The sequence below is a fragment of the Amycolatopsis magusensis genome (assembly GCF_017875555.1).
GTDB lineage: Bacteria > Actinomycetota > Actinomycetes > Mycobacteriales > Pseudonocardiaceae > Amycolatopsis > Amycolatopsis magusensis.
Window position 1 is genome coordinate 3,831,383 of record NZ_JAGGMS010000001.1, and the last position, 17,581, is coordinate 3,848,963.

Genomic DNA, 17,581 nt, shown 5'->3' on the forward strand with positions numbered 1-17,581 from the left:
ACCCCACGTTCAGCCAGCCGAACCCCACGTTCGGGGTCAAGGGCGGTGGCCGCCGCTCGCCAGTGGCCGCCCGCGCCGAACGTGGGGTTCGGGCTCCCGAAGGTGGAACTCGGCTGCCTGAGTGTGGGACTCGGGTGCGTGAACGTGGGGTTCGGCTGCCTGAGTGTGCAGTTCGGCCCGCGAGCGTGGGGTTCGGGTGCGGGAGTGTGGGGTTCGGGTTAGTGGGGGGTGTGGGGGCGGAAGAGGTGGCCGGCCAGGGGGACGGCGACGAGGAGGATGCCGGTCCACCAGAGGACGGCGAGCCAGCCGTCGCCGGTGGTGGGCAGGCCGAGCAGGAGGGGGCGCACGGTGTCCATGACCAGGGTGATCGGCTGGTTCTCGGCCACCACCCGCAGCCAGCCCGGCAGGGTGTCCGTCGGCGCGAAGGCGCTCGAGACGTACGGCGCGAACACCAGCATCACGCTCAGCCCGCTCGCGCCTTCCACGGTTTTCGCCACCATGCCGAGGATCGCCGCCAGGAACGCCATCGCCACCGAGAACAACAGCATCAGCCCGGCCACCGCGAGCCAGCCGTCGAGGCCGGCGCGCGGGGTGAAGCCGACCAGCATGCCGACGCCGAGCATCACCAGCGTGGAGATCCCGTTGCGCACCACCGCCGCCGCCACGTGGCCGATGATCACCGCCGAGTTGTACACCGGCATCGACCGCAGCCGGTCGACGAAGCCCTCCGACAGGTCGGACCGCACGGCCGTGGCGGTGGAGGTCGAGTTCATCGACACGCTCAGCACGATCATGCCCGCGATCAGGTAGTCCGCGTAACCGGTCGAACCGGTGTCGATCGCCCCGCCGAACATGTACCGGAAGACCAGCAGGATCATCGCCGGCAGCAGGACCGCGACCACCACCTGCTCCGGGTTCCGCACGATGTGCCGGATCGACCGGCCGATCATCGTCCAGGAATCGCCCAGCGCCCAGCTCACACGCAACGTGGTCATGCCGCACTCGCCTTCTCGCCGCCGCGGCGGCCGGTCACGCTCAGGAACACGTCGTCCAGCGTCGGTTTCTTCACCCGCAGGCTCGCCGGTTCCAGCCCGGCGCCGTCCAGCCGTTCCAGCAGCAGCCGCAGTTCCCGCACACCCGAAATCCGCACCGACAGCAACTCCGTCTGCGGCACAGCCAGTACCGCGCAGGCGCGGGCGGTGTCCGCGGGGTCGTCGAAGGTCAGCTCGGCCCGTTCGTCGCCGACCTTGGCCTTCAGCTCGTCGGCCGAGCCTTCGGCGATCACCTGGCCGTCGTCGAGCACGGCGATCCGGTCGGCCAGCTGGTCGGCCTCGTCCAGGTACTGCGTGGTGAGCAGGATCGTGGTGCCGCCGGTGAGCAGCTGCCGGATCGCCTCCCACATGGTGGTGCGGCTGCGCGGGTCGAGTCCGGTGGTCGGCTCGTCGAGGAACAGCACCGGCGGTGACGTGATCAGGCTGGCCGCGAGGTCGAGCCGCCGGAACATGCCCCCGGAGTAGGTCTTCGCCGGGCGGTCCGCCGCCTCGGTCAGCGAGAACTGCTCGAGCAGCTCGCCTGCGCGGGCCTTCGCGCCACGCCCGAGGTGCTGCAGCCTGCCCATCATGATCAGGTTCTCGCGGCCGGTGAGCAGTTTGTCCACCGCCGAGAACTGCCCGGTCAGTCCGATCGACCGCCGGACCTGCGCCGCCTGCCGCGCCACGTCCAGCCCCTGCACCGTGGCGCGCCCGGCGTCGGCACGCAGCAGCGTGCTCAGGATCCGCACCACGGTGGTCTTGCCCGCGCCGTTCGGGCCGAGCAACGCGAGCATCCGCCCTGGCTCGACCCGCAGGTCAACCCCGGTGAGCACGCGGTGACCGGCGAACGACTTCACCAGCCCCTGCACTTCGATCATGTCCGTCCCCTCAAACTGTGTATTTCATACACGCAATGGTGTAAGTGATACACAGTTCTAGGATGGGCGTCAAGCCGGACGATGGGTGGGAGATGCCGAAGGACCAGGCCAGGCCGAGCAACCTCGAGCTGATGTGGGGGAGCCCCAGACGAACGGCCAGGGGACCCCGGCCCGGGCTCACGCTCGACGAGATCGTGCGCGCGGGCGTGCGGGTGGCCGACGCGGAAGGGCTGGACGCGCTGTCCATGCAGCGCGTCGCCGGCGAACTCGGCTACACCACGATGTCGCTCTACCGGTACGTCTCCGGCAAGGACCAGCTGGTCGCGCTGATGTCCGACATCGCGCTCGGCCCGCCGCCCGAACCGGGCGACGGTGACTGGCGCGAGGAGATCGAGGCCTGGGTCCGCGCGATGTGGGTCGGCTACCGCGAGCACCCGTGGCTGTTGTCGGTGAAGATCGAGGGCCCGCCGGCGGGGCCGCAGGGGATGGCGTGGCTCGAAGCGGCGTTGCGCGCGCTCGAAGGATCGGGGCTGGACACCGGCGAGCGGATCTCGGCGACGATGTTCCTCAACGCCGCCACGTTCAGCCTCGCGCGGCTGTCGATCGACCTCAAACCGATGGAGGACTTCGCCACCGCGCTCACGCTCGGCGCGCAGACCGGGCGCTACCCGATCCTGGCAGGCATGCTCGCCGACGGCACCTTCGAGTCCGTCGGCGCGCCGCAGACCGAGTTCGCGCAGGAGATCCTGCCCGACCTGGAGTTCGGCCTGCGGCGCGTGCTCGAAGGCATCGACCAGTACGTCAGTGCGCGGAAGACCGCGCCCACAGGTTGATGTCGCCCTCCACCGCGTAGCGCTCGATCTCGGCGAGTTCGTCGTCGGTGAACACGAGGTTGTCCAGCGAGCCGACGTTCGCCTCCAGCTGGGCCACGCTGCTGGCGCCGATCAGCACCGAGGTGACCCGCGGGTCACGCAGCGCCCACGCCAGCGCGAGTTGGGCCAGGCTCTGGCCGCGCCGCTGCGCGACCTCGTTCAGCGCGCGGACGCGGGTGAGGTTCTCCTCGGTGAGCATGCCCTCGTTGAGCGCGCCGCCGGTGGCCGCGCGTGAGTCCTCGGGGATGCCGTTGAGGTAGCGATCGGTCAGCAACCCTTGCGCCAGCGGGGAGAACGCGATGCAGCCGGCGCCGGCCGAGTCCAGAGTGGACAGCAGGTCCTGCTCCTCGATCCACCGGTTGAGCATCGAGTAGGACGGCTGGTGGATCAGCAGCGGGGTGCCGAGGTCGCGCAGGATGCGGGCGGCTTCGACGGTCTTGGCCGAGGAGTACGACGAGATGCCGACGTACAGCGCGCGCCCGGAGCGCACGGCGGTGTCGAGCGCGCCGACCGTCTCCTCCAGCGGGGTGTCCGGGTCGAACCGGTGCGAGTAGAAGATGTCCACGTAGTCCAGCCCCATCCGCTCCAGGGACTGGTCCAGTGAGGCCAGCAGGTACTTGCGCGAGCCGAGGTTGCCGTAGGGCCCCGGCCACATGTCGTACCCGGCCTTGGTGGAGATGACCAGTTCGTCCCGGTACGGGCGGAAGTCCTCGGCCAGTAGCCTGCCGAAGTTGAGCTCCGCGGAGCCGTAGGGCGGGCCGTAGTTGTTGGCCAGGTCGAAATGGGTGATGCCGAGGTCGAAGGCCCGGCGGCAGATGGCGCGCTGGGTCTCGAACGGCCGGTCGTGGCCGAAGTTGTGCCACAGGCCGAGCGAGACCGCGGGCAGGTGGAGCCCGCTGCGCCCGCTCCGCCGGTAAACCATGGAGTCGTACCTGTCGGCAGCCGCGATGTAAGTCACCGCCCGAGCCTACGGCCTCCGCCCCGGATCCGTGGACCGTCCACGATGGACTTCACGGCCGCCGTCGCAGCACCTCCAGCGTCCGCACCGCGCGTTCGTACTCCTGGCGCAGCGCCGTGCGGCGCTCGGTGATCCAGTGCTCACCGGGCATGCCTTCGAGGAAGTCGCCTTCGTAGGCCTCGACCGCGGTGCTCAGCCACTTCGCCGGGGCCAGGTCGGCGTCGCGCAGGGCGGCCCGGAACCGGTCGACGTCGAAGTCGCAGCCGAGTTCCCGGTTGAAGCGGTACCGCCCGTCCGCGTAGGTCACCCAGCCCGGCTGCCGCAGCGCCCGGCGCAGGTGGTGCAGCGTGGTGTGGAAGTTGTTGCGGACCTGGGCGGCGGTCGACCACGGCCACAGCGCGCGGGTGATCCGCTCCTTGGTGCAGTCGGTCTCGGTGAGCAGGAAGTACAGCAGTTCACGGGGTTTGGCGAAGGTCCAGTCGGCGGCCAGCAGCGGTTCGGTGCCGAGGCACACCTCCGCCCGCCCCAGCGCGAACACCCGCAGCGGTGGGTCCACCACCCGCGTGACGGCGTGCACCGCGTGCTCGTCCAGTTCCGCGCGGATCACCTCGTCGGCCGTGCCACCGGACCACAGCTGCGCGAACCGCGGCCGTGGCACGGTCGCGCGCGCGGACGCGAGGGCCCGCTCCCGGGCCGGGCGTTCGACGGGCGGCACCCGGGCGCCGGTCAGCATCCGCAGCTCGGCGGCGGCACCGAGCAGCCGGATCGCGTGCTCGGGCTCGCGCGTCGCCAGTGCGACAGAAGCCAGCGCTTCCAGCACGCTGGCGACTCGCCAGCGTGCGTTGAGCGCGTGGTGGTTGCGCAGGCTCGTGCGCAGCAACCGGCGTGCCGTCGTGGTGTCGGCCTCGTGCAGCGCGAGCAGGCCGAGCTGGCTGAGCGCCCACGCCTTGCCGTCCCGCCACGCCGTTTGATCGGCTTCGGCGAAGCTGCGCGAGAGCAGTTCGTGAGCCGAGCCGTGCTCACCGCGGTGCAGCGCGACCGCGCCCAGGCCGAGCAGGGCCCGCGCCCGCGCGCGCTTCGCCCGCGGCTCTGGCTGCGCCTTCGCCAGTGCCTCCGCTCCGGCGCACACCATGCGCGCGGCGCGGAAGTCACCACGCAGCCAGGAGATCAGGCCGAGCTGGTTCAGCGATTCCGCGGTCCAGAGCGGGTCGGCCAGGCGCATCGCGAGCCGCCTGCTCTGCGTGTGCCGGGCGTACGCGGCCGGGTAGTCACCGAGTTCGAGCGCGGCGTCGCCGAGCGCTTCGAGCACGATCCCGGCGTTGCGGGTGTCCCCGTGCCGCGCGCAGAGCGCCAGCGCCTCGGTCAGCACGTCGGCTGCCTGCTCGTGAGCGCCCGACAACCGTGCGGTGTCCCCGAGCGTCAGCAGGTGGTCCAGACGGGCCCGGTCCGGGGCGGGGAGCGGGAGCCCGGCGGCGACGGTTTCGCTGGCGAAGTACTCCCGCACCACGCGCAGCAGCCGGAACCGCGTCCGGCAGCGGACCACCAGCGCCGCGCCGGTCAGCCGGGCCATCGCGGCGGTGGGGTCCGGGCACCCGGCACCGGCCAGCTCCCGCACCGCGCGGATGGTGAACAGCCCGGGGAACACGGTCAGCCTGCTCAGAAGTTGCCGGTCGGCGGGGCTCAGCCGGACCACCGCGGCGGTGAGCGCGCCACGCACCCCGGTCACCCGGTGGCGATCACCACCGGTGGCCACGGGTTGCCCGGTTACCGTCATCGGAAGCACCTCGTGCGGGATCGCGCTGTGATCTCCACCTTCTGCATCAGCGGGCTCGTCCGGTATCGGGGGATTCCCCCATCCGGCTTCCCCGTTACCGGGCGGTGGGTGACCATGAGGCCGTGGGTGATCGAACACCGCCGGCCGGCCGCGCGGCCGAGCTGGCGGTAGTGGACCGGGTGCTGGCCGGCCGGGGACCGGCGGCGCTGGTGGTCACCGGCGAACCCGGGATCGGCAAGAGCGGCCTGCTCGCCGAACTGGCCGCGCGGGCGGGTCCGGCGCTGGTGCTCCGCGGTGCCGCCACCGAGTTCGAGAAGCGCGAGCCGTTCGCGGTCTTCGTGCACGCCGTCGATCCGTTCCTCCGGTCACTGGGCGACGCGGAGCGCTCGGCCCTCGGTTCCGCCGCGGAGCTGTGGCCGGTGTTCCCCGCTTTCGGCCCGCCTCCCGGCCGCGCGCCCGGGCGGGCGCGCACCCACCGGGCAGTATCCGCGTTGCTGACCCGGCTCGCCGGGCAACGGCCGTTGGTGCTGGTCCTCGACGACCTCCAGTGGGCCGACGGCGCGTCCATCGATCTGTTCGGCCACCTCGTGCGCCAGTTGCCGGACGGGCCGGTGCTGCTCGCCGGGGCGATGCACCCGGCTCGCAGCCCGGAGCGGCTGCGGCTGCTGCTCGACCTGGCGCGCCCGGACAGCGCCTTCGAAGAACTGCCGCTGGCACCGTTGACCGTCGAGGCGGCCGCCGAGCTGCTGCCCGACGCGGATCCGGCGACGGTGGCCGCGCTGCACCGCGAATCCGGCGGGAATCCGTTCTACTTCCGTGCCCTCGCCGAGGAGAACGGGACGGACGTGCCGCCGGTGGTCCGCACGGCGGTGGCGGCGGAACTGCGGAGCCTGCCGCAGCGGGCGCGACTCGCCGCGTGGGCGGCTTCAGTGGCCGGAGAGCCGTTCGAACCCGGCTTGGCGGGGGAGATCGCCGAGTTGCCGTCCGGGGAGTTCCTGGCCGCGCTCGACGAACTGGCCGCCGCCGACCTGGTGCGCCCGGCCGGGACGCGGTTCTGCTTCCGGCACCCGATCGTCCGCCGGGCGGTGTACCAGGTGGCGGGGCCGGGCTGGCGACGCGCGGCACACGGGCGGGCGGCGGAGGTCCTCGCCGCCCGGGGCGCCGGGCTGCTCACCAGGGCGGAACACGTCGAACGCAGTGCCGTGGCCGGTGACTTCGCGGCGGTCGACCTGCTGGCGGAGGCAGGGGACGCGGCGTCGCCCGCCGAAGCGGTGCGCTGGTTCGGTGCCGCCCTCGAACTGGTGCCGACCGGGGACGCGCACCGGCAGCGACGCCAGGAGTTGTTGTCCCGCTTGACTGTCTGCGCGGGCATGGCGGGCAGGCTCGAGGAGAGCAGGCGAGCGGCGGACGAACTGCTCACGTCGGTACCGCACTCGCCCGCACGAACCCGGCTCGTCGCCTTCCGGTCGTTCGTCGAATGCGCTTCGGGCGGGCACGAACGCGCGCGGGTGCTGGTGGACCGCGAACTCCGCGCGCTGCCACGGGAGTCGTCCGCCTGCCGGGCCGCGCTGCGGGTCGAACTGGCTGCCACGGCGTTCATCCGCGCCGATCACGCGGAACTGGAACGGCACGCGGGCGCCGCCTTGGCCACGACGGCCGTCACCGATCCGGTGCACGCGGGCGCGGCCGCGTTGCTCGCCCGCGGCCAGTACGCGCAGGGCCGGATCGCGGAGGCGGCGGCGACGCTGGACCGCGCGGCGGCCGCGGTCGACGGCATGACCGACGAGGTGCTGTCGTCCCGGCTCGGCGTGTGCCTGCCGCTGGCGCTCACCGAAGGCGAACTGGACCGGCCGGAGGACGCGATCCGGCACGCCAGCCGAGGTCTGGAGTTGGCGCGTGCGTCCGGTCAGGTGCTGGTCACGCCCCTGTTGTCGACCACGCGCGCGGCCGCGCACGCCCTGCACGGCCGTCCCGTCGAGGCGCTCGACGACGCGACCGAGGCCTACGAACTGTGCCGCGCCAACGGGAGCCGGTACGGCGCGGCGCTGGCGCTGTGCGTGAGCGGGCAGGTGCAGATCTGGCGTGGTCAGGTGAGCACCGCGGTCGCGTTCGCCGAAGAGGCGCTGGCGATGGGCCGGGAGTCGGGCGCGGCGGTCCTGCTGGCGAGCGCGGGCGTCTGTTACGCGGAAGCGCTGCACGCCGCCGGGCGTTTCGCCGACGTGGAACCGGTGCTGCTGGAGACGACCGGGAACTTCGAGCTGGTGGACCGGCCGTGGTGGTCGCGGCTGTACCTGGTGTTGATCCGCGCGGCGTTGTCGCTGGGCGACCGGGGGAAGGCCGAAGACCTGCTCGGGCGGGCCCGAGAGGCCGTGGACGGCATTCCGCTGGCGTCGCGCCAGGCGGCCGTGCGGTACGCGGAGGCGTTGGTACTGCTGGATTCGGGGAAGTTCCCCGCGGCCGCCGACGCCGCCTTCGAAGCGCTCGACCTCGCCGAGAAGGTGGACAGCCAGGTGCAGGCGGGGCAGGCGCGCATCGCCGCCGGACGGGCGCTGGCCGCCAACGGCGACCGGGACCGCGGCCTGGCCGAACTGCTGCGGGCCGAGGGCGACATGGCGGCGCTGGGCGCCCAGCGCCTGCGTGATCACGCCGTGCGCGAGCTGCGCCGGTTCGGCCGCCGGGTGCCCCGCCCGGCGCACGGCTCGGGCGCCACGCTGAGCCACCGCGAACACGAGATCGCGCACCTGGTGGCGACCGGGCGCACCAACCGCGAGATCGCCGCTCAGCTGGTGATCAGTGAGAAGACCGTGGAGACGCACGTGTCGCGGATCCTGCGAAAGCTGCGGGTCCCCTCCCGCGCCGCCGTCGGCCGGGCATTATGACCGCCATGGCGCGCAAGGTGATCGACATCCGCTCCGAGTTCCCCGCCACGCCCGCGCAGCTCTACGCGGTGTTGCGTGACGGGGCCCGGTGGCCGGAGCTGACCCCGCTCGGCTCGTTCGAACTGCACCGGCCGGGCGAGGACGAACCCGAAGGCGTCGGCGCGGTCCGCCTGTTCCGGACACCGCCGTTCGCCAGTTACGAGCGGATCGTCGAGCTGGTGCCCGATCGCCGGTTCGGCTACACCCTGCTGCGGGGGTTGCCGCTGCGGGACTACCGCGTCGACGTCGAGCTGACGCCGGTCGGCGGTGGCGCGGAGGTGCACTGGCACTGCGAGTTCACCCCGAAGATCCCCGGTACCGGTTGGTTCTTCCGGTGGTTCCTCGGGTCCTTCCACGCCAAGGTGGTCGCCGGACTGGGCCGGGGCGCGACCGCTTAGGCGACCTGCGTCGCGATCCACTCGCGCAGGGTCACCGGCTCGCGGCCGATCAGCTTGGTCAGCTCGGGCGACGGCAGGTCGAGGTCGCCGCCGGCGATCGCGCGGTTGGAGTCGACCAGCACCTCGATCACCGGCGCCGGGAGACCGGCCGCGGTGAACTGCTCGACGGCCTGCTCGTCGGTGATCGCGGTGAAGGTGATCTCCCGGCCGGTGGCCTCGGTCAGCGCCGCCGCCCAGTCCGTCCCGGAGTAGGAAACCGGCGCGCCCAGCTCGTAGATCGCGTTCTCGTGCCCGTCGCCGGCCAGCACCGCGGCTGCGGCTTCGGCGTACTCGGAGCGCGTCACGGGCGCGGTCCGGCCGTCGCCCGCCGAGCTGGCGACTGTGCCCGTGGCCAGTGCCGCGGCGATGGTGCCGAGGTTGTTCTCGAGGTACCAGTTGTTGCGCAGGTTCGTGTAGGTCAGGCCGCTGGCCTTGACGAGTTCCTCGGTCGGCGCGTGGGTGCGGGCGAGCAGCATGCCGCTGGTGTCCGCCTTGGTCAGCGAGGTGTAGACGAGGTGGCGGACCCCGGCGCGCTTGGCCGCGTCGATGGCGTTGCGGTGCTGGGTGACGCGGTGGTCGGAGGCGTCGCCGGTGGAGACGAGCAGCAGCTTGTCCGCGCCCGCGAACGCCGCGTCGAGCGTTTCGGGCCGGTCGAAGTCCCCGTGGCGCACGTCCACGCCCAGGTCCCGCGCCTTGGCCGGTTCGCGGACGCTCACCGCGACCTCGCTCTTGTCGACCCGCTTGAGCAGGTGCTCGACCACCAGTCGTCCGAGCTGGCCGTTGGCCCCGGTGACCACGATCGTCATGGTGTGCTCCCTAGTCCTGGATTGCCTGTTCGCCGGGGTCAACGGCAGCGTCGCGCCAATGATTCCGTTCGGAGAGTAATGACTTTGAAGTCAGTGACTCTCTGTGGGAGAGTATTGGCATGACCTCCTTCCTGCCCGATCCGTACGACCGCGACTGCCCGACCCGGCAGCTGCTCGACCGCATCGGTGACCAGTGGACGGTGCTGATCGTCGGGACGCTCGGCGGTGGCCCGCTGCGGTTCACCGAGATCGGGCGGCGGGTGCAGGGCATCTCGCAGAAGATGCTCACCCAGACGCTGCGGGCCCTGGTCCGGGACGGAATCCTGGAGCGGCGCATGTACGCGGAGATCCCGCCGCGGGTCGAGTACGAACTGACCGACCTGGGCCGTGACCTGGCCGAACCGCTGTCGATGCTGGCCGAGTGGGCGAAGGCGCACATGGGCCGGGTGCAGGAAGCCCGGGAGTCCTACGACCGCGCTTCCTGACCGGGGCCGGAGCGGCTCAGGGCAGCAGACCGGCTTCGTGGGCCAGCAACCCGGCCTGGGTGCGGTTGCCGCAGTCCAGTTTCACCAGCATGCGCGAGACGTAGCTCTTCACCGTCGCCTCCGAGAGGTGGAGCCGCCTGGCGATGTCCGCATTGGACAGTCCGGAACCCAGGCAGGTCAGCACCTGCACCTCCCGTTCCGACAGGGCGGTCAGCCGCTCGCGGGCGCGTTCGGTGCGCCGGTGGTCGCCGGCGGAGGCGGCGACCAGGCGCCGGGCGGCCTCCGGGGAGAGCACGGTGTGGCCGTCGGCGGCGACCCGGACCAGGCTGATCAGGTCCTCCGGCGGGGTCGACTTGACGAGGAAGCCCGCGGCACCCGCGCGCAGGGCGCGGATCACGTAGCTGTCGGCGTCGAAGGTGGTCAGCGCGACCACGGCGGGCGGGTCCGGCAGTTCGGCGATGCGCCCGATGGCGGTGAGACCGTCGACGCCGGGCATGCGCAGGTCCATCAGCACCACGCGCGGCCGGTGGCGGATCACCGCTTCGACCGCCTCCGCGCCGTCGCCGGCCGAACCGGCGACCTCGATGTCCGCGGCGGAGGACAGGATGGTGGTCAGGTGCGCGCACACCATCGGCTCGTCATCGACGACGACTACCCGGATCATCGGCGTGAACTCTCTGCCGTGGGAACGTAGGCGGGCAGTATCGCACCGGCCTCGAAGCCGCCGCCCGGGACCGGCCCCGCCCGGAACGAGCCGCCGAGCAGTTCGACCCGCTGGCGCAACCCGGCCAGCCCGGTCCCGGAGCCGCTGCCCGCGAGCACCGGATCCGGCGCCTTCCCGGCCGGGCCGTTGGCCACGTCGATCCGGATGCCGTCGGGGCGGTACCGGATGCGGACGTCGACGGTGGACCCCGGCGCGTGCTTGCGCACGTTCGTCAGTGCTTCCTGCACGATCCGGTGCGCGGTACGGGAAATCGTCGGGGACAGCTGTGCCGGGTCGCCGTCGAGGTCGAGCCGGACCGCGATGCCGACCGACTCGGATTCGGCAGCCAGCGCCTCCAGCGCGGCGACATCGGCCGCCGCGTCGGCCAGCTCCGCGGCTGGACGGTCCACTTCGGACTGCGGGGTGCGCAGCACGCCCACCAGGTCCCGCAGTTCGTCGAGCGCCCGGGTGCCCGCGGCGCGGATGTCCTCGGCGGCCGAGCGCACCGAATCGTCGGCGGAGCTGACCCCGAGCGCGCCGGCGTGCAGCACCATCAGGCTCAGCTGGTGGGTGACCACGTCGTGCATCTCCGAGGCCAGCCGCCGCCGTTCCTGCGCCCGCGCCTGCTCGGCCAGCAGGTGCTGCTCGCGTTCGGCCCGCTCGGCGCGGTCGCGCAAGGACTGGAGCAACTGCTTGCGTGCCTCCGTGTACAACACGAACAGGGCCGGCAGCACCGTGCTGACCAGGCCGAACGGCGTGGTGTCCCACCTCGGGGCCCAAGCCCGCGTGGCGATCAGCGTGAGCACCGCGACCAGCGTCAGCGCCACCCGCCGGTCCAGCACGCGGATCATCGCGCCCACCAGGATCGGCGTGATGGTGGGCACGGTGGCCAGGGTGAGCGGTTCGGTCGGCGACAGCAGGCCGGGCGCGAACAGGTCACCGGCCAGCATCGCCAGCGCCCCGGCCACGCCGAGGCCCACCACCGTGCGCGGGAACCGCCACACCACCAGCAACGACAGGTCGAGCACCAGTTGGAGCACCAGCCCGGCGTGCGGACCCGCCCAGCCGGTGGTCTTCGGCCCGGCCAGGTACAGCGTGAGGTCCAGGCACACGAAGAGGAACGAGGTGACGGTCAGCGACACCACGTCGGCTTTGGTCAGGGGCGGCACCGGTCTCACCAGCTCACGGTAGCCAGTGGCGGCGGGCTCCGCTGCCCCACTTCGGCCAGTCCCGGATCAACCAAAGTTGATTGCCTTGCCCACCAAGGCCCGTATCGCCGCGACCTCGTCACGCGGTGTCCTTGAGGGGTGATCGAAGCAAGGGAACTCGTCAAGAAGTTCGGTGGCACGGTCGCGGTGGACGGGCTGTCGTTCGACGTCCGGCCCGGGGTGGTCACCGGCTTCCTCGGCCCGAACGGCGCCGGGAAGTCCACCACCATGCGGATGGTGCTCGGCCTCGACCGGCCCACCCGCGGCGTGGTGACCGTCAACGGGAAGTCCTCTGTGGATCTCCCGGCGCCACCGCAGGAGGTCGGCGCGGTGCTCGACGCGAAGGCCGTCCACAGTGGACGCAGTGCGCACGCGCACCTGAAGTGGATGGCGCAGGCGGGTGGGATCCCGGTGCGCCGGGTGGACGAGGTGCTCGGCCAGGTCGGCCTGACCTCGGTGGCGGGCAAGCGGGCCGGGGACTTCTCGCTCGGCATGTCCCAGCGCCTCGGCATCGCGGGCGCGCTGCTCGGCGATCCGGCCACGCTGCTGTTCGACGAGCCGGTCAACGGCCTCGACCCCGAGGGCATCCAGTGGATCCGCACGCTGATGCGGGACCTCGCGGCGCAGGGGCGCACGGTGTTCGTTTCCAGCCACCTGATGAACGAGATGGAGGAAACCGCCGACCACGTGCTGGTCATCGGCCGCGGAAGGCTCATCGCCGACCTGCCGATCACCGAACTGACCTCGCGCAGCGCGCACGCCCACGTCCGGGTGCACGCACCGGAGGCCGCGCGGCTCGGCGGACTGCTGACCGAACACGGCGGCCAGGTGCGGCGGGAAGCCGAAGGCGTGCTGCTGGTGACCGGACTCGACGCGGCGTGGATCGGGGATTTCGCGCTGGCACAACGGATCGCCGTGCACGAGCTGACCACCGTCCGCGCCAGCCTCGAGGCCGCGTTCCTCGAACTCACCGCCGGTGCCGCGCAGTACTCAACCCAGCGCGAGGAAATCGCTGAAACCGCGCGGGCACTGGCCGAAGAAGGGAGCCGATGATGCGGGTGCCGGACCTCCGCTCGACGATCGCCGCCGAGTGGACCAAACTGCGGTCGGTCCGCTCCACCTGGCTGGCCCTGGCGCTGGCCCCGGTGGTCGCGATCGGGCCGACCGCCCTGTTCTCCGCCGCCGTCGCCGCCGGCCACGCCTCGCTCAGCCCGCCGGAGCAGCTCGCGTTCGACCCGGTCGGCAACGGGCTCGTCGGCCTCGGGCTGGCGTTGATCCTGTTCGTCGTGCTCGCGGTGAACGCCACCGCACCCGAGTTCTCCAGCCGGATGATCGCGGTCTCCCTGGCGATCACCGCCCGGCGCGGCCGGTTCCTGGCGGCCAAGGCGCTGGTGGTCGCCGCGGTCTCGGCCGTGGCCGGACTGGTCTGCGCGGTGGTGACCTTCGTGGTGAGCCAGGCGATCTTCGCCGGTGCGGGGGTGCCGTCCGCCGGTTTCGGCGACCCCGGCGTGGTGCGGATCCTGCTCGGCTGGGGCCTGCAGATGGTGTTGTTCAGCCTGCTGGGCGTGCTGGTCACGGTGTTGCTGCGCAGTGCGGCCGGCGCCATCGCGACGCTGCTCGGGCTGGTCTACCTGCCCGCGATCTTCGGGCCGATGCTGCCCGCCTGGGTGACCGAGTACGTCCTGCGCTACCTGCCGTCGGCCACCGCGGACAGCTTCACCGGCAACGGCACCGGGAACCTTCCGCTCTGGGCGGCCGGGCTGGTGATGGCGGCCTGGGTCGGTCTGCTGTGGACGGTGACCCGGTACGTGCTCGGCGTCCGGGACGCGCGGTGAACCGCATCGCGTGGGTGCCGGTGCTCGTGGTCGCGGCGCTGACGACGGCCGCTCTGCTCTACAGCAGCGCGCACTACGGCCACGGGTTCGACGAGCTGTACTTCATCGTCGCCGGGCAGGACCACCTCGCCTGGGGCTACTTCGACCAGCCGCCGCTGGTGCCGTTCGTGGCCGGGCTGCTGGACAGCTGGTTCCCCGGTTCGCTGGTGATGCCGCGGCTTCCGGTCACGCTGGCCGCGGCGGGCGGGGTCGTGGTCACCGCGTTGATCGCCAGGGAACTCGGCGGGGGACGGGCGGCCCAGGTGACGGCGGCGGCGACCTACGCCGCCTCGGGCGCGGTGGTGATCTCGCACTGGATCGCCACCTACACCCTCGACCCGTTCCTGTGGACGGTGCTCACCTGGCTGGTGGTCCGCTGGGTCCGCACCCGCGACGACCGGCTGCTGCTCTGGGCGGGCGTGGTCACCGCGGTGTCGCTGCAGGTGAAGTTCCTGGTACCGGCGTTCTGGGGACTGGTGCTGCTCAGCGCGCTGGTCTTCGGGCCGCGGTCGCTGCCGTCGCGGCCGAAGCTGTGGCTCGGCGCCGGGATCGCCGTGCCGGCCACCGTGCCGACGCTGGTGTGGCAGGCCGCCCACGACTGGCCGTACCTGAACATGAGCGAGGTGGTCGCGGCGGAATTCCCCGGCGCGTGGCCGTTCCTGCGCGACGGGGTGCTGCTCGCCGGGATCGGGGTCGGCGCACTGGCTTTCGTGTTCGGCGTGTTCCGGTTGTTGTTCCTGGCCGAGTACCGCTTCCTGGGGGTAGCGGTACTCGGCCTGGTGGCGGCGTTCCTGCTCGCGAGCGGGCGCAGCTACTACCTGCTGGGCGTGTTCGCGCTGCCGTTCGCGGTGACCGCGGTGACGCTCTGGCAGCGGCCGGGGGTGCGGTGGCGCCCGTTCGTGGTGTGGCCGCCGTACCTGCTCTCCGGCACGGCGGCGCTGGCGATGCTGCCGATCTACCCACCGTCCGTTGTGGACAAGATGCCCACCTCCTGGGGCCCGTTCGTGCTCGGCTCCAGCTTCGCGGCGGGGGAGCGGCCGCAGGGGGAACTGGGACGGATCGGCGCGTCGGTCTTCGCCTCACTGCCACCGGACCAACGCGCGAAGACAGCCGTCTTCTCCGACCTGTACCCGTTCGCGGCTTCCGTCGAGTACTTCGGCACCTCGCGCGTGTACAGCGGACACCGCGGCTACTGGTACTTCGGCGCGCTACCCGGTACCGCGGAGAACGTCCTGTTCGTCGGCCTCGACCCGTCGCGCCTGCGCCCCCACTTCGCCAGCGAAGTCGCCTTGACGGACGACCTGGTCTGGCTCCTCGAAGGCCGCCAATCTCCCTGGCCCGCCTTATGGCCAGCATTCAGAACCCAATGAGCCCCCCGGTGGACACGAATGTGGCTTTGGGGGCGGAATCCGCCCCCAAAGCCACATTCGTGTCCACCCGGATGCGCCGAACCCCACGTTCAGGAAGCCGAGTTCCACGTTCAGGAAGCTGAACTTCACGTTCGGACAGACGAGTCGCACGTTCATGACTTCGATCCAGTCAAGTTGGAGGGGTGCAATGAGTTCACCGAGAGAGCTTTCCTTGCCTGCGAGGGTGTATCTGCTGTCGTGTCGCGGTGGAAGGGTGCCGGATCGGCAGCGCGTGGGCTATCTGGTCCGGGCCGCGGCGCTGACCGAACTGCTGCTGTGCGGGCGGATCCTCGATCACGACGGGCTCGTCGGCGCGGTGCCCGGCGGTTCCACCGGGGACGCTGTGCTGGATGAGGTGCTCGGGCAGATCGTCGAAGGCGGGTCGCGGAAGTGGCGGCACTGGGTCCGCAAGGACCACCGGCGGGCGCTGGACTCGGTGGAGGAGCAGCTTTCCGCCGAGCGCGCGATCGTGCTGACGCGTACGCGCGTGTTCCGCCTGCGCCGGGTCGAAGCCCGGGACACCGCGAGCGTGGAACGCCTGCGCGCCACCGTCGACAAAGCGCTACGCGGCAATGGCGCGGTGTCGCAAGAGGACGCCGCGCTCGTCGCCCTGGTGGCCGCCGTCGAACTGAAGGGTGTGGTGCCAGGGCGGGAGCGGCGACGGAATAAGGAGCGCCTGCGGGAGCTGGAAGAACACGGTGGCGCGGCGATCCCGGCGCTGCGCAAGGTGTTCAAGGAACTGCGGCAGGCCCGCACCGCCACAGTCGCCGCGAACGGAAATTCGAGCTAGCGCACGGTCATTCGGCCTGTACGACGAAGAACAGGAAGGTCGGGAAGGTGTCGAGCAGGTGGAAGTCGTCGGGGAACTTCTCGCGTGCGGCCGGTACCGGGTGGGGTTCGCTGACGACGTCGATCCGGAAGCCCGCTGCGGTGAAGGCGTCGGTCATCCGGTGCAGGGGCTGGTTCCAGAATCGCAGCTGGGCGGTCCGGCCGCCCATGGTCCACTCTTCGGTCCAGTCGTAGGTCTCGAAGTAGTCGGGCCTGGGGCCGGACTGGCGGTGCAGGAGGTTCATCGCCATGGGGTGGTTGACCGAGGCGATGAGCCGTCCGCCGGTGCGCAGCACGCGCCGCATCTCGGCGAGCGTGGGTCCCCAGTCGCGCAGGTAGTGCAGCACCAGGGACGCGATGACGTCGTCGAACGAGTCGTCAGGGAAGGGCAGCGGATCTGCCAGGTCGGCGACCCGCAAGTCCGCGTCCGCACCGAGCCGCTGCCGGGCCTGCTCCAACATCCCCGCGCTGGCCTCGATGCCGGTCACGGTGGCGCCTCGCGCACGCAATTCCGCGAACAACGGCCCCGAGCCACAACCGGCGTCAAGGATCCGCCGACCGGCCACGTCCCCGGCGAGCGCCAATGCCGCGGGACGCTCGTAGTAGGCGTTCATCAGGCTGTTGTCGTTCTCGGCCGTGTAACCCTCGGCGAGACTGTCGTAGCCGTCAGCGGGCGGGGCGTCCTGGGTCATGCCTCCGATCGTGGCACAACCCGCCGTCACCGCGGATCAGGCGCGGAACAGCCGGTCGAGGTGGTAGTCGATGGTGGCCATCACTTCCTCGGCCGGGCGTTCTTCCAGGATGACCGTGGTGCGCAGCGAATCGGCCATGCTCCACAGGATGTGGGCCTCCTGCACCGGGTCGCGGTCGGGGGCGACGTCGCCCGCTTCCTGCGCGGTGCCCAGCAGTCCGGCGAAGAAGTCGATCAGCTTCGGCGAGCCTTCGGTGATCACCTTGCGCATGTCCGGCTCGGTCAGTGCGCGGATGAAGAAGGCGACCTCGATCAGCAGCTCGGCGCGGGTGGTTTCGTCGACCGGCAGCAGTTCCGCCAGGCAGGTCCGCAGGATCTTCCTCGGCGACGGGTGTTCCTCGACCGCCAGCACCCGCTCGGTGATCCGCTTCTCCCGTTCGCCAGCCTGGTGTTCCAGCGCGTAGAGCAGCATTTCGTCCTTGGACCGGAAGTAGTGCTGCACCGCGCCCATGGACAGCCCGGCCTCCGCGGCCACCTGCCGCAGGCTCACCGCCTCCAGCCCGCGGGTGGTCGCCAGGCGCAGCAAAGCCTCGGCGATCCGCCGGCGCCGATCGTCCCGGTCGACTCGTCTGGGCACTGCGTTCCTCCCCCGCCGGCCGCGTTGCCCGCTGCCGCGCCCCTCCTTTACGATGCGATCGCATTGTAAACA

Annotated in this window: 17 protein-coding genes; 8 read left to right on the forward strand and 9 right to left on the reverse strand. The window is 71.6% G+C overall.

The window, feature by feature from the left end; genetic code table 11:
* Positions 1 to 218: 218 nt before the first annotated feature.
* Together JOM49_RS17040 and JOM49_RS17045 are read right to left on the reverse strand one after the other, a co-directional pair.
* Positions 219 to 995 carry an ABC transporter permease gene (locus tag JOM49_RS17040; protein ID WP_209665258.1) on the reverse strand — a complete coding sequence of 259 codons (777 nt, stop codon included), beginning with the start codon at positions 993 to 995 and terminating at the stop codon, positions 219 to 221.
* Positions 992 to 1,909, reverse strand: coding sequence for an ATP-binding cassette domain-containing protein (locus tag JOM49_RS17045; protein WP_209665259.1), 918 nt, complete (start codon positions 1,907 to 1,909; stop codon positions 992 to 994). The genes JOM49_RS17040 and JOM49_RS17045 overlap by 4 nt, the downstream gene beginning before the upstream one ends.
* A gap of 62 nt (positions 1,910 to 1,971) precedes the next feature.
* Here JOM49_RS17045 and JOM49_RS17050 point away from each other — a divergent pair, with 62 nt between their 5' ends.
* Positions 1,972 to 2,742, forward strand: coding sequence for a TetR/AcrR family transcriptional regulator (locus JOM49_RS17050; RefSeq protein WP_209665260.1), 771 nt, complete (start codon positions 1,972 to 1,974; stop codon positions 2,740 to 2,742).
* On the opposite strand, the gene mgrA is transcribed toward JOM49_RS17050, so the two are convergent.
* Both mgrA and JOM49_RS17060 read right to left on the reverse strand, forming a co-directional pair.
* Positions 2,711 to 3,703 (reverse strand): L-glyceraldehyde 3-phosphate reductase, encoded by a 993-nt coding sequence (gene mgrA / locus JOM49_RS17055; protein ID WP_245370472.1) that lies wholly within the window; start codon positions 3,701 to 3,703, stop codon positions 2,711 to 2,713. The two genes, JOM49_RS17050 and mgrA, sit on opposite strands and share 32 nt — an antisense overlap.
* Before the next feature lie 88 nt (positions 3,704 to 3,791).
* Complete coding sequence (locus tag JOM49_RS17060) at positions 3,792 to 5,513, reverse strand: AfsR/SARP family transcriptional regulator (RefSeq protein WP_209665262.1); 1,722 nt, start codon at positions 5,511 to 5,513, stop codon at positions 3,792 to 3,794.
* Positions 5,514 to 5,635: 122 nt separating this feature from the next.
* On the opposite strand from JOM49_RS17060, the gene JOM49_RS17065 reads away from it, so the two are divergent.
* Complete coding sequence (locus JOM49_RS17065; protein ID WP_209665263.1) at positions 5,636 to 8,392, forward strand: helix-turn-helix transcriptional regulator; 2,757 nt, start codon at positions 5,636 to 5,638, stop codon at positions 8,390 to 8,392.
* A 5-nt stretch (positions 8,393 to 8,397) separates the two neighbouring features.
* Entirely contained in the window at positions 8,398 to 8,829 is a 432-nt protein-coding gene (locus JOM49_RS17070) for an SRPBCC family protein (protein WP_209665264.1), read from the forward strand.
* Here JOM49_RS17070 and JOM49_RS17075 read toward each other — a convergent pair.
* Positions 8,826 to 9,674: an SDR family oxidoreductase gene (locus tag JOM49_RS17075; RefSeq protein ID WP_209665265.1), complete on the reverse strand. Its 849-nt coding sequence runs from the start codon at positions 9,672 to 9,674 to the stop codon at positions 8,826 to 8,828. The genes JOM49_RS17070 and JOM49_RS17075 overlap by 4 nt on opposite strands.
* 119 nt (positions 9,675 to 9,793) lie before the next feature.
* Here JOM49_RS17075 and JOM49_RS17080 point away from each other — a divergent pair, with 119 nt between their 5' ends.
* Positions 9,794 to 10,159, forward strand: a complete 366-nt coding sequence (locus JOM49_RS17080) for a winged helix-turn-helix transcriptional regulator (protein WP_209665266.1) — start codon at positions 9,794 to 9,796, stop codon at positions 10,157 to 10,159.
* A 16-nt stretch (positions 10,160 to 10,175) separates the two neighbouring features.
* On the opposite strand, the gene JOM49_RS17085 is transcribed toward JOM49_RS17080, so the two are convergent.
* Together JOM49_RS17085 and JOM49_RS17090 are read right to left on the reverse strand one after the other, a co-directional pair.
* Complete coding sequence (locus tag JOM49_RS17085) at positions 10,176 to 10,823, reverse strand: response regulator (protein WP_209665267.1); 648 nt, start codon at positions 10,821 to 10,823, stop codon at positions 10,176 to 10,178.
* On the reverse strand, positions 10,820 to 12,040 hold the full coding sequence (locus tag JOM49_RS17090) for a sensor histidine kinase (RefSeq protein ID WP_308158769.1): 1,221 nt from the start codon (positions 12,038 to 12,040) through the stop codon (positions 10,820 to 10,822). The genes JOM49_RS17085 and JOM49_RS17090 overlap by 4 nt, the downstream gene beginning before the upstream one ends.
* A gap of 129 nt (positions 12,041 to 12,169) precedes the next feature.
* Between JOM49_RS17090 and JOM49_RS17095 the strand changes: the two genes are divergently transcribed.
* From JOM49_RS17095 to JOM49_RS17110, 4 genes are all read left to right on the forward strand, one after another.
* The gene (locus JOM49_RS17095) at positions 12,170 to 13,123 is read left to right on the forward strand and encodes an ABC transporter ATP-binding protein (RefSeq protein ID WP_209665268.1); all 954 of its coding nucleotides are present in this window, start codon (positions 12,170 to 12,172) and stop codon (positions 13,121 to 13,123) included.
* Positions 13,123 to 13,905 carry an ABC transporter permease gene (locus tag JOM49_RS17100; protein WP_209665269.1) on the forward strand — a complete coding sequence of 261 codons (783 nt, stop codon included), beginning with the start codon at positions 13,123 to 13,125 and terminating at the stop codon, positions 13,903 to 13,905. The genes JOM49_RS17095 and JOM49_RS17100 overlap by 1 nt, the downstream gene beginning before the upstream one ends.
* Entirely contained in the window at positions 13,902 to 15,314 is a 1,413-nt protein-coding gene (locus tag JOM49_RS17105) for an ArnT family glycosyltransferase (RefSeq protein WP_209665270.1), read from the forward strand. The genes JOM49_RS17100 and JOM49_RS17105 overlap by 4 nt, the downstream gene beginning before the upstream one ends.
* Positions 15,315 to 15,501: 187 nt before the next feature.
* Complete coding sequence (locus tag JOM49_RS17110; protein WP_209665271.1) at positions 15,502 to 16,143, forward strand: GOLPH3/VPS74 family protein; 642 nt, start codon at positions 15,502 to 15,504, stop codon at positions 16,141 to 16,143.
* Between the two features lie 7 nt (positions 16,144 to 16,150).
* On the opposite strand, the gene JOM49_RS17115 is transcribed toward JOM49_RS17110, so the two are convergent.
* Together JOM49_RS17115 and JOM49_RS17120 are read right to left on the reverse strand one after the other, a co-directional pair.
* Positions 16,151 to 16,873, reverse strand: a complete 723-nt coding sequence (locus JOM49_RS17115) for a class I SAM-dependent methyltransferase (RefSeq protein WP_209665272.1) — start codon at positions 16,871 to 16,873, stop codon at positions 16,151 to 16,153.
* Between the two features lie 36 nt (positions 16,874 to 16,909).
* The gene (locus JOM49_RS17120; protein WP_308158770.1) at positions 16,910 to 17,509 is read right to left on the reverse strand and encodes a TetR/AcrR family transcriptional regulator; all 600 of its coding nucleotides are present in this window, start codon (positions 17,507 to 17,509) and stop codon (positions 16,910 to 16,912) included.
* Between the last annotated feature and the right edge of the window lie 72 nt (positions 17,510 to 17,581).

Coding starts and splice junctions, on each gene's coding strand:
- JOM49_RS17040 (WP_209665258.1), bottom strand. CDS start 995: ATGACCACGTTGCGTGTGAGCTGGGCGCTGGGCGATTCCTGGACGATG.
- JOM49_RS17045 (WP_209665259.1), bottom strand. CDS start 1,909: ATGATCGAAGTGCAGGGGCTGGTGAAGTCGTTCGCCGGTCACCGCGTG.
- JOM49_RS17050 (WP_209665260.1), top strand. CDS start 1,972: ATGGGCGTCAAGCCGGACGATGGGTGGGAGATGCCGAAGGACCAGGCC.
- mgrA (WP_245370472.1), bottom strand. CDS start 3,703: ATGGTTTACCGGCGGAGCGGGCGCAGCGGGCTCCACCTGCCCGCGGTC.
- JOM49_RS17060 (WP_209665262.1), bottom strand. CDS start 5,513: ATGACGGTAACCGGGCAACCCGTGGCCACCGGTGGTGATCGCCACCGG.
- JOM49_RS17070 (WP_209665264.1), top strand. CDS start 8,398: ATGGCGCGCAAGGTGATCGACATCCGCTCCGAGTTCCCCGCCACGCCC.
- JOM49_RS17075 (WP_209665265.1), bottom strand. CDS start 9,674: ATGACGATCGTGGTCACCGGGGCCAACGGCCAGCTCGGACGACTGGTG.
- JOM49_RS17080 (WP_209665266.1), top strand. CDS start 9,794: ATGACCTCCTTCCTGCCCGATCCGTACGACCGCGACTGCCCGACCCGG.
- JOM49_RS17085 (WP_209665267.1), bottom strand. CDS start 10,823: ATGATCCGGGTAGTCGTCGTCGATGACGAGCCGATGGTGTGCGCGCAC.
- JOM49_RS17100 (WP_209665269.1), top strand. CDS start 13,123: ATGCGGGTGCCGGACCTCCGCTCGACGATCGCCGCCGAGTGGACCAAA.
- JOM49_RS17110 (WP_209665271.1), top strand. CDS start 15,502: ATGAGTTCACCGAGAGAGCTTTCCTTGCCTGCGAGGGTGTATCTGCTG.
- JOM49_RS17115 (WP_209665272.1), bottom strand. CDS start 16,873: ATGACCCAGGACGCCCCGCCCGCTGACGGCTACGACAGTCTCGCCGAG.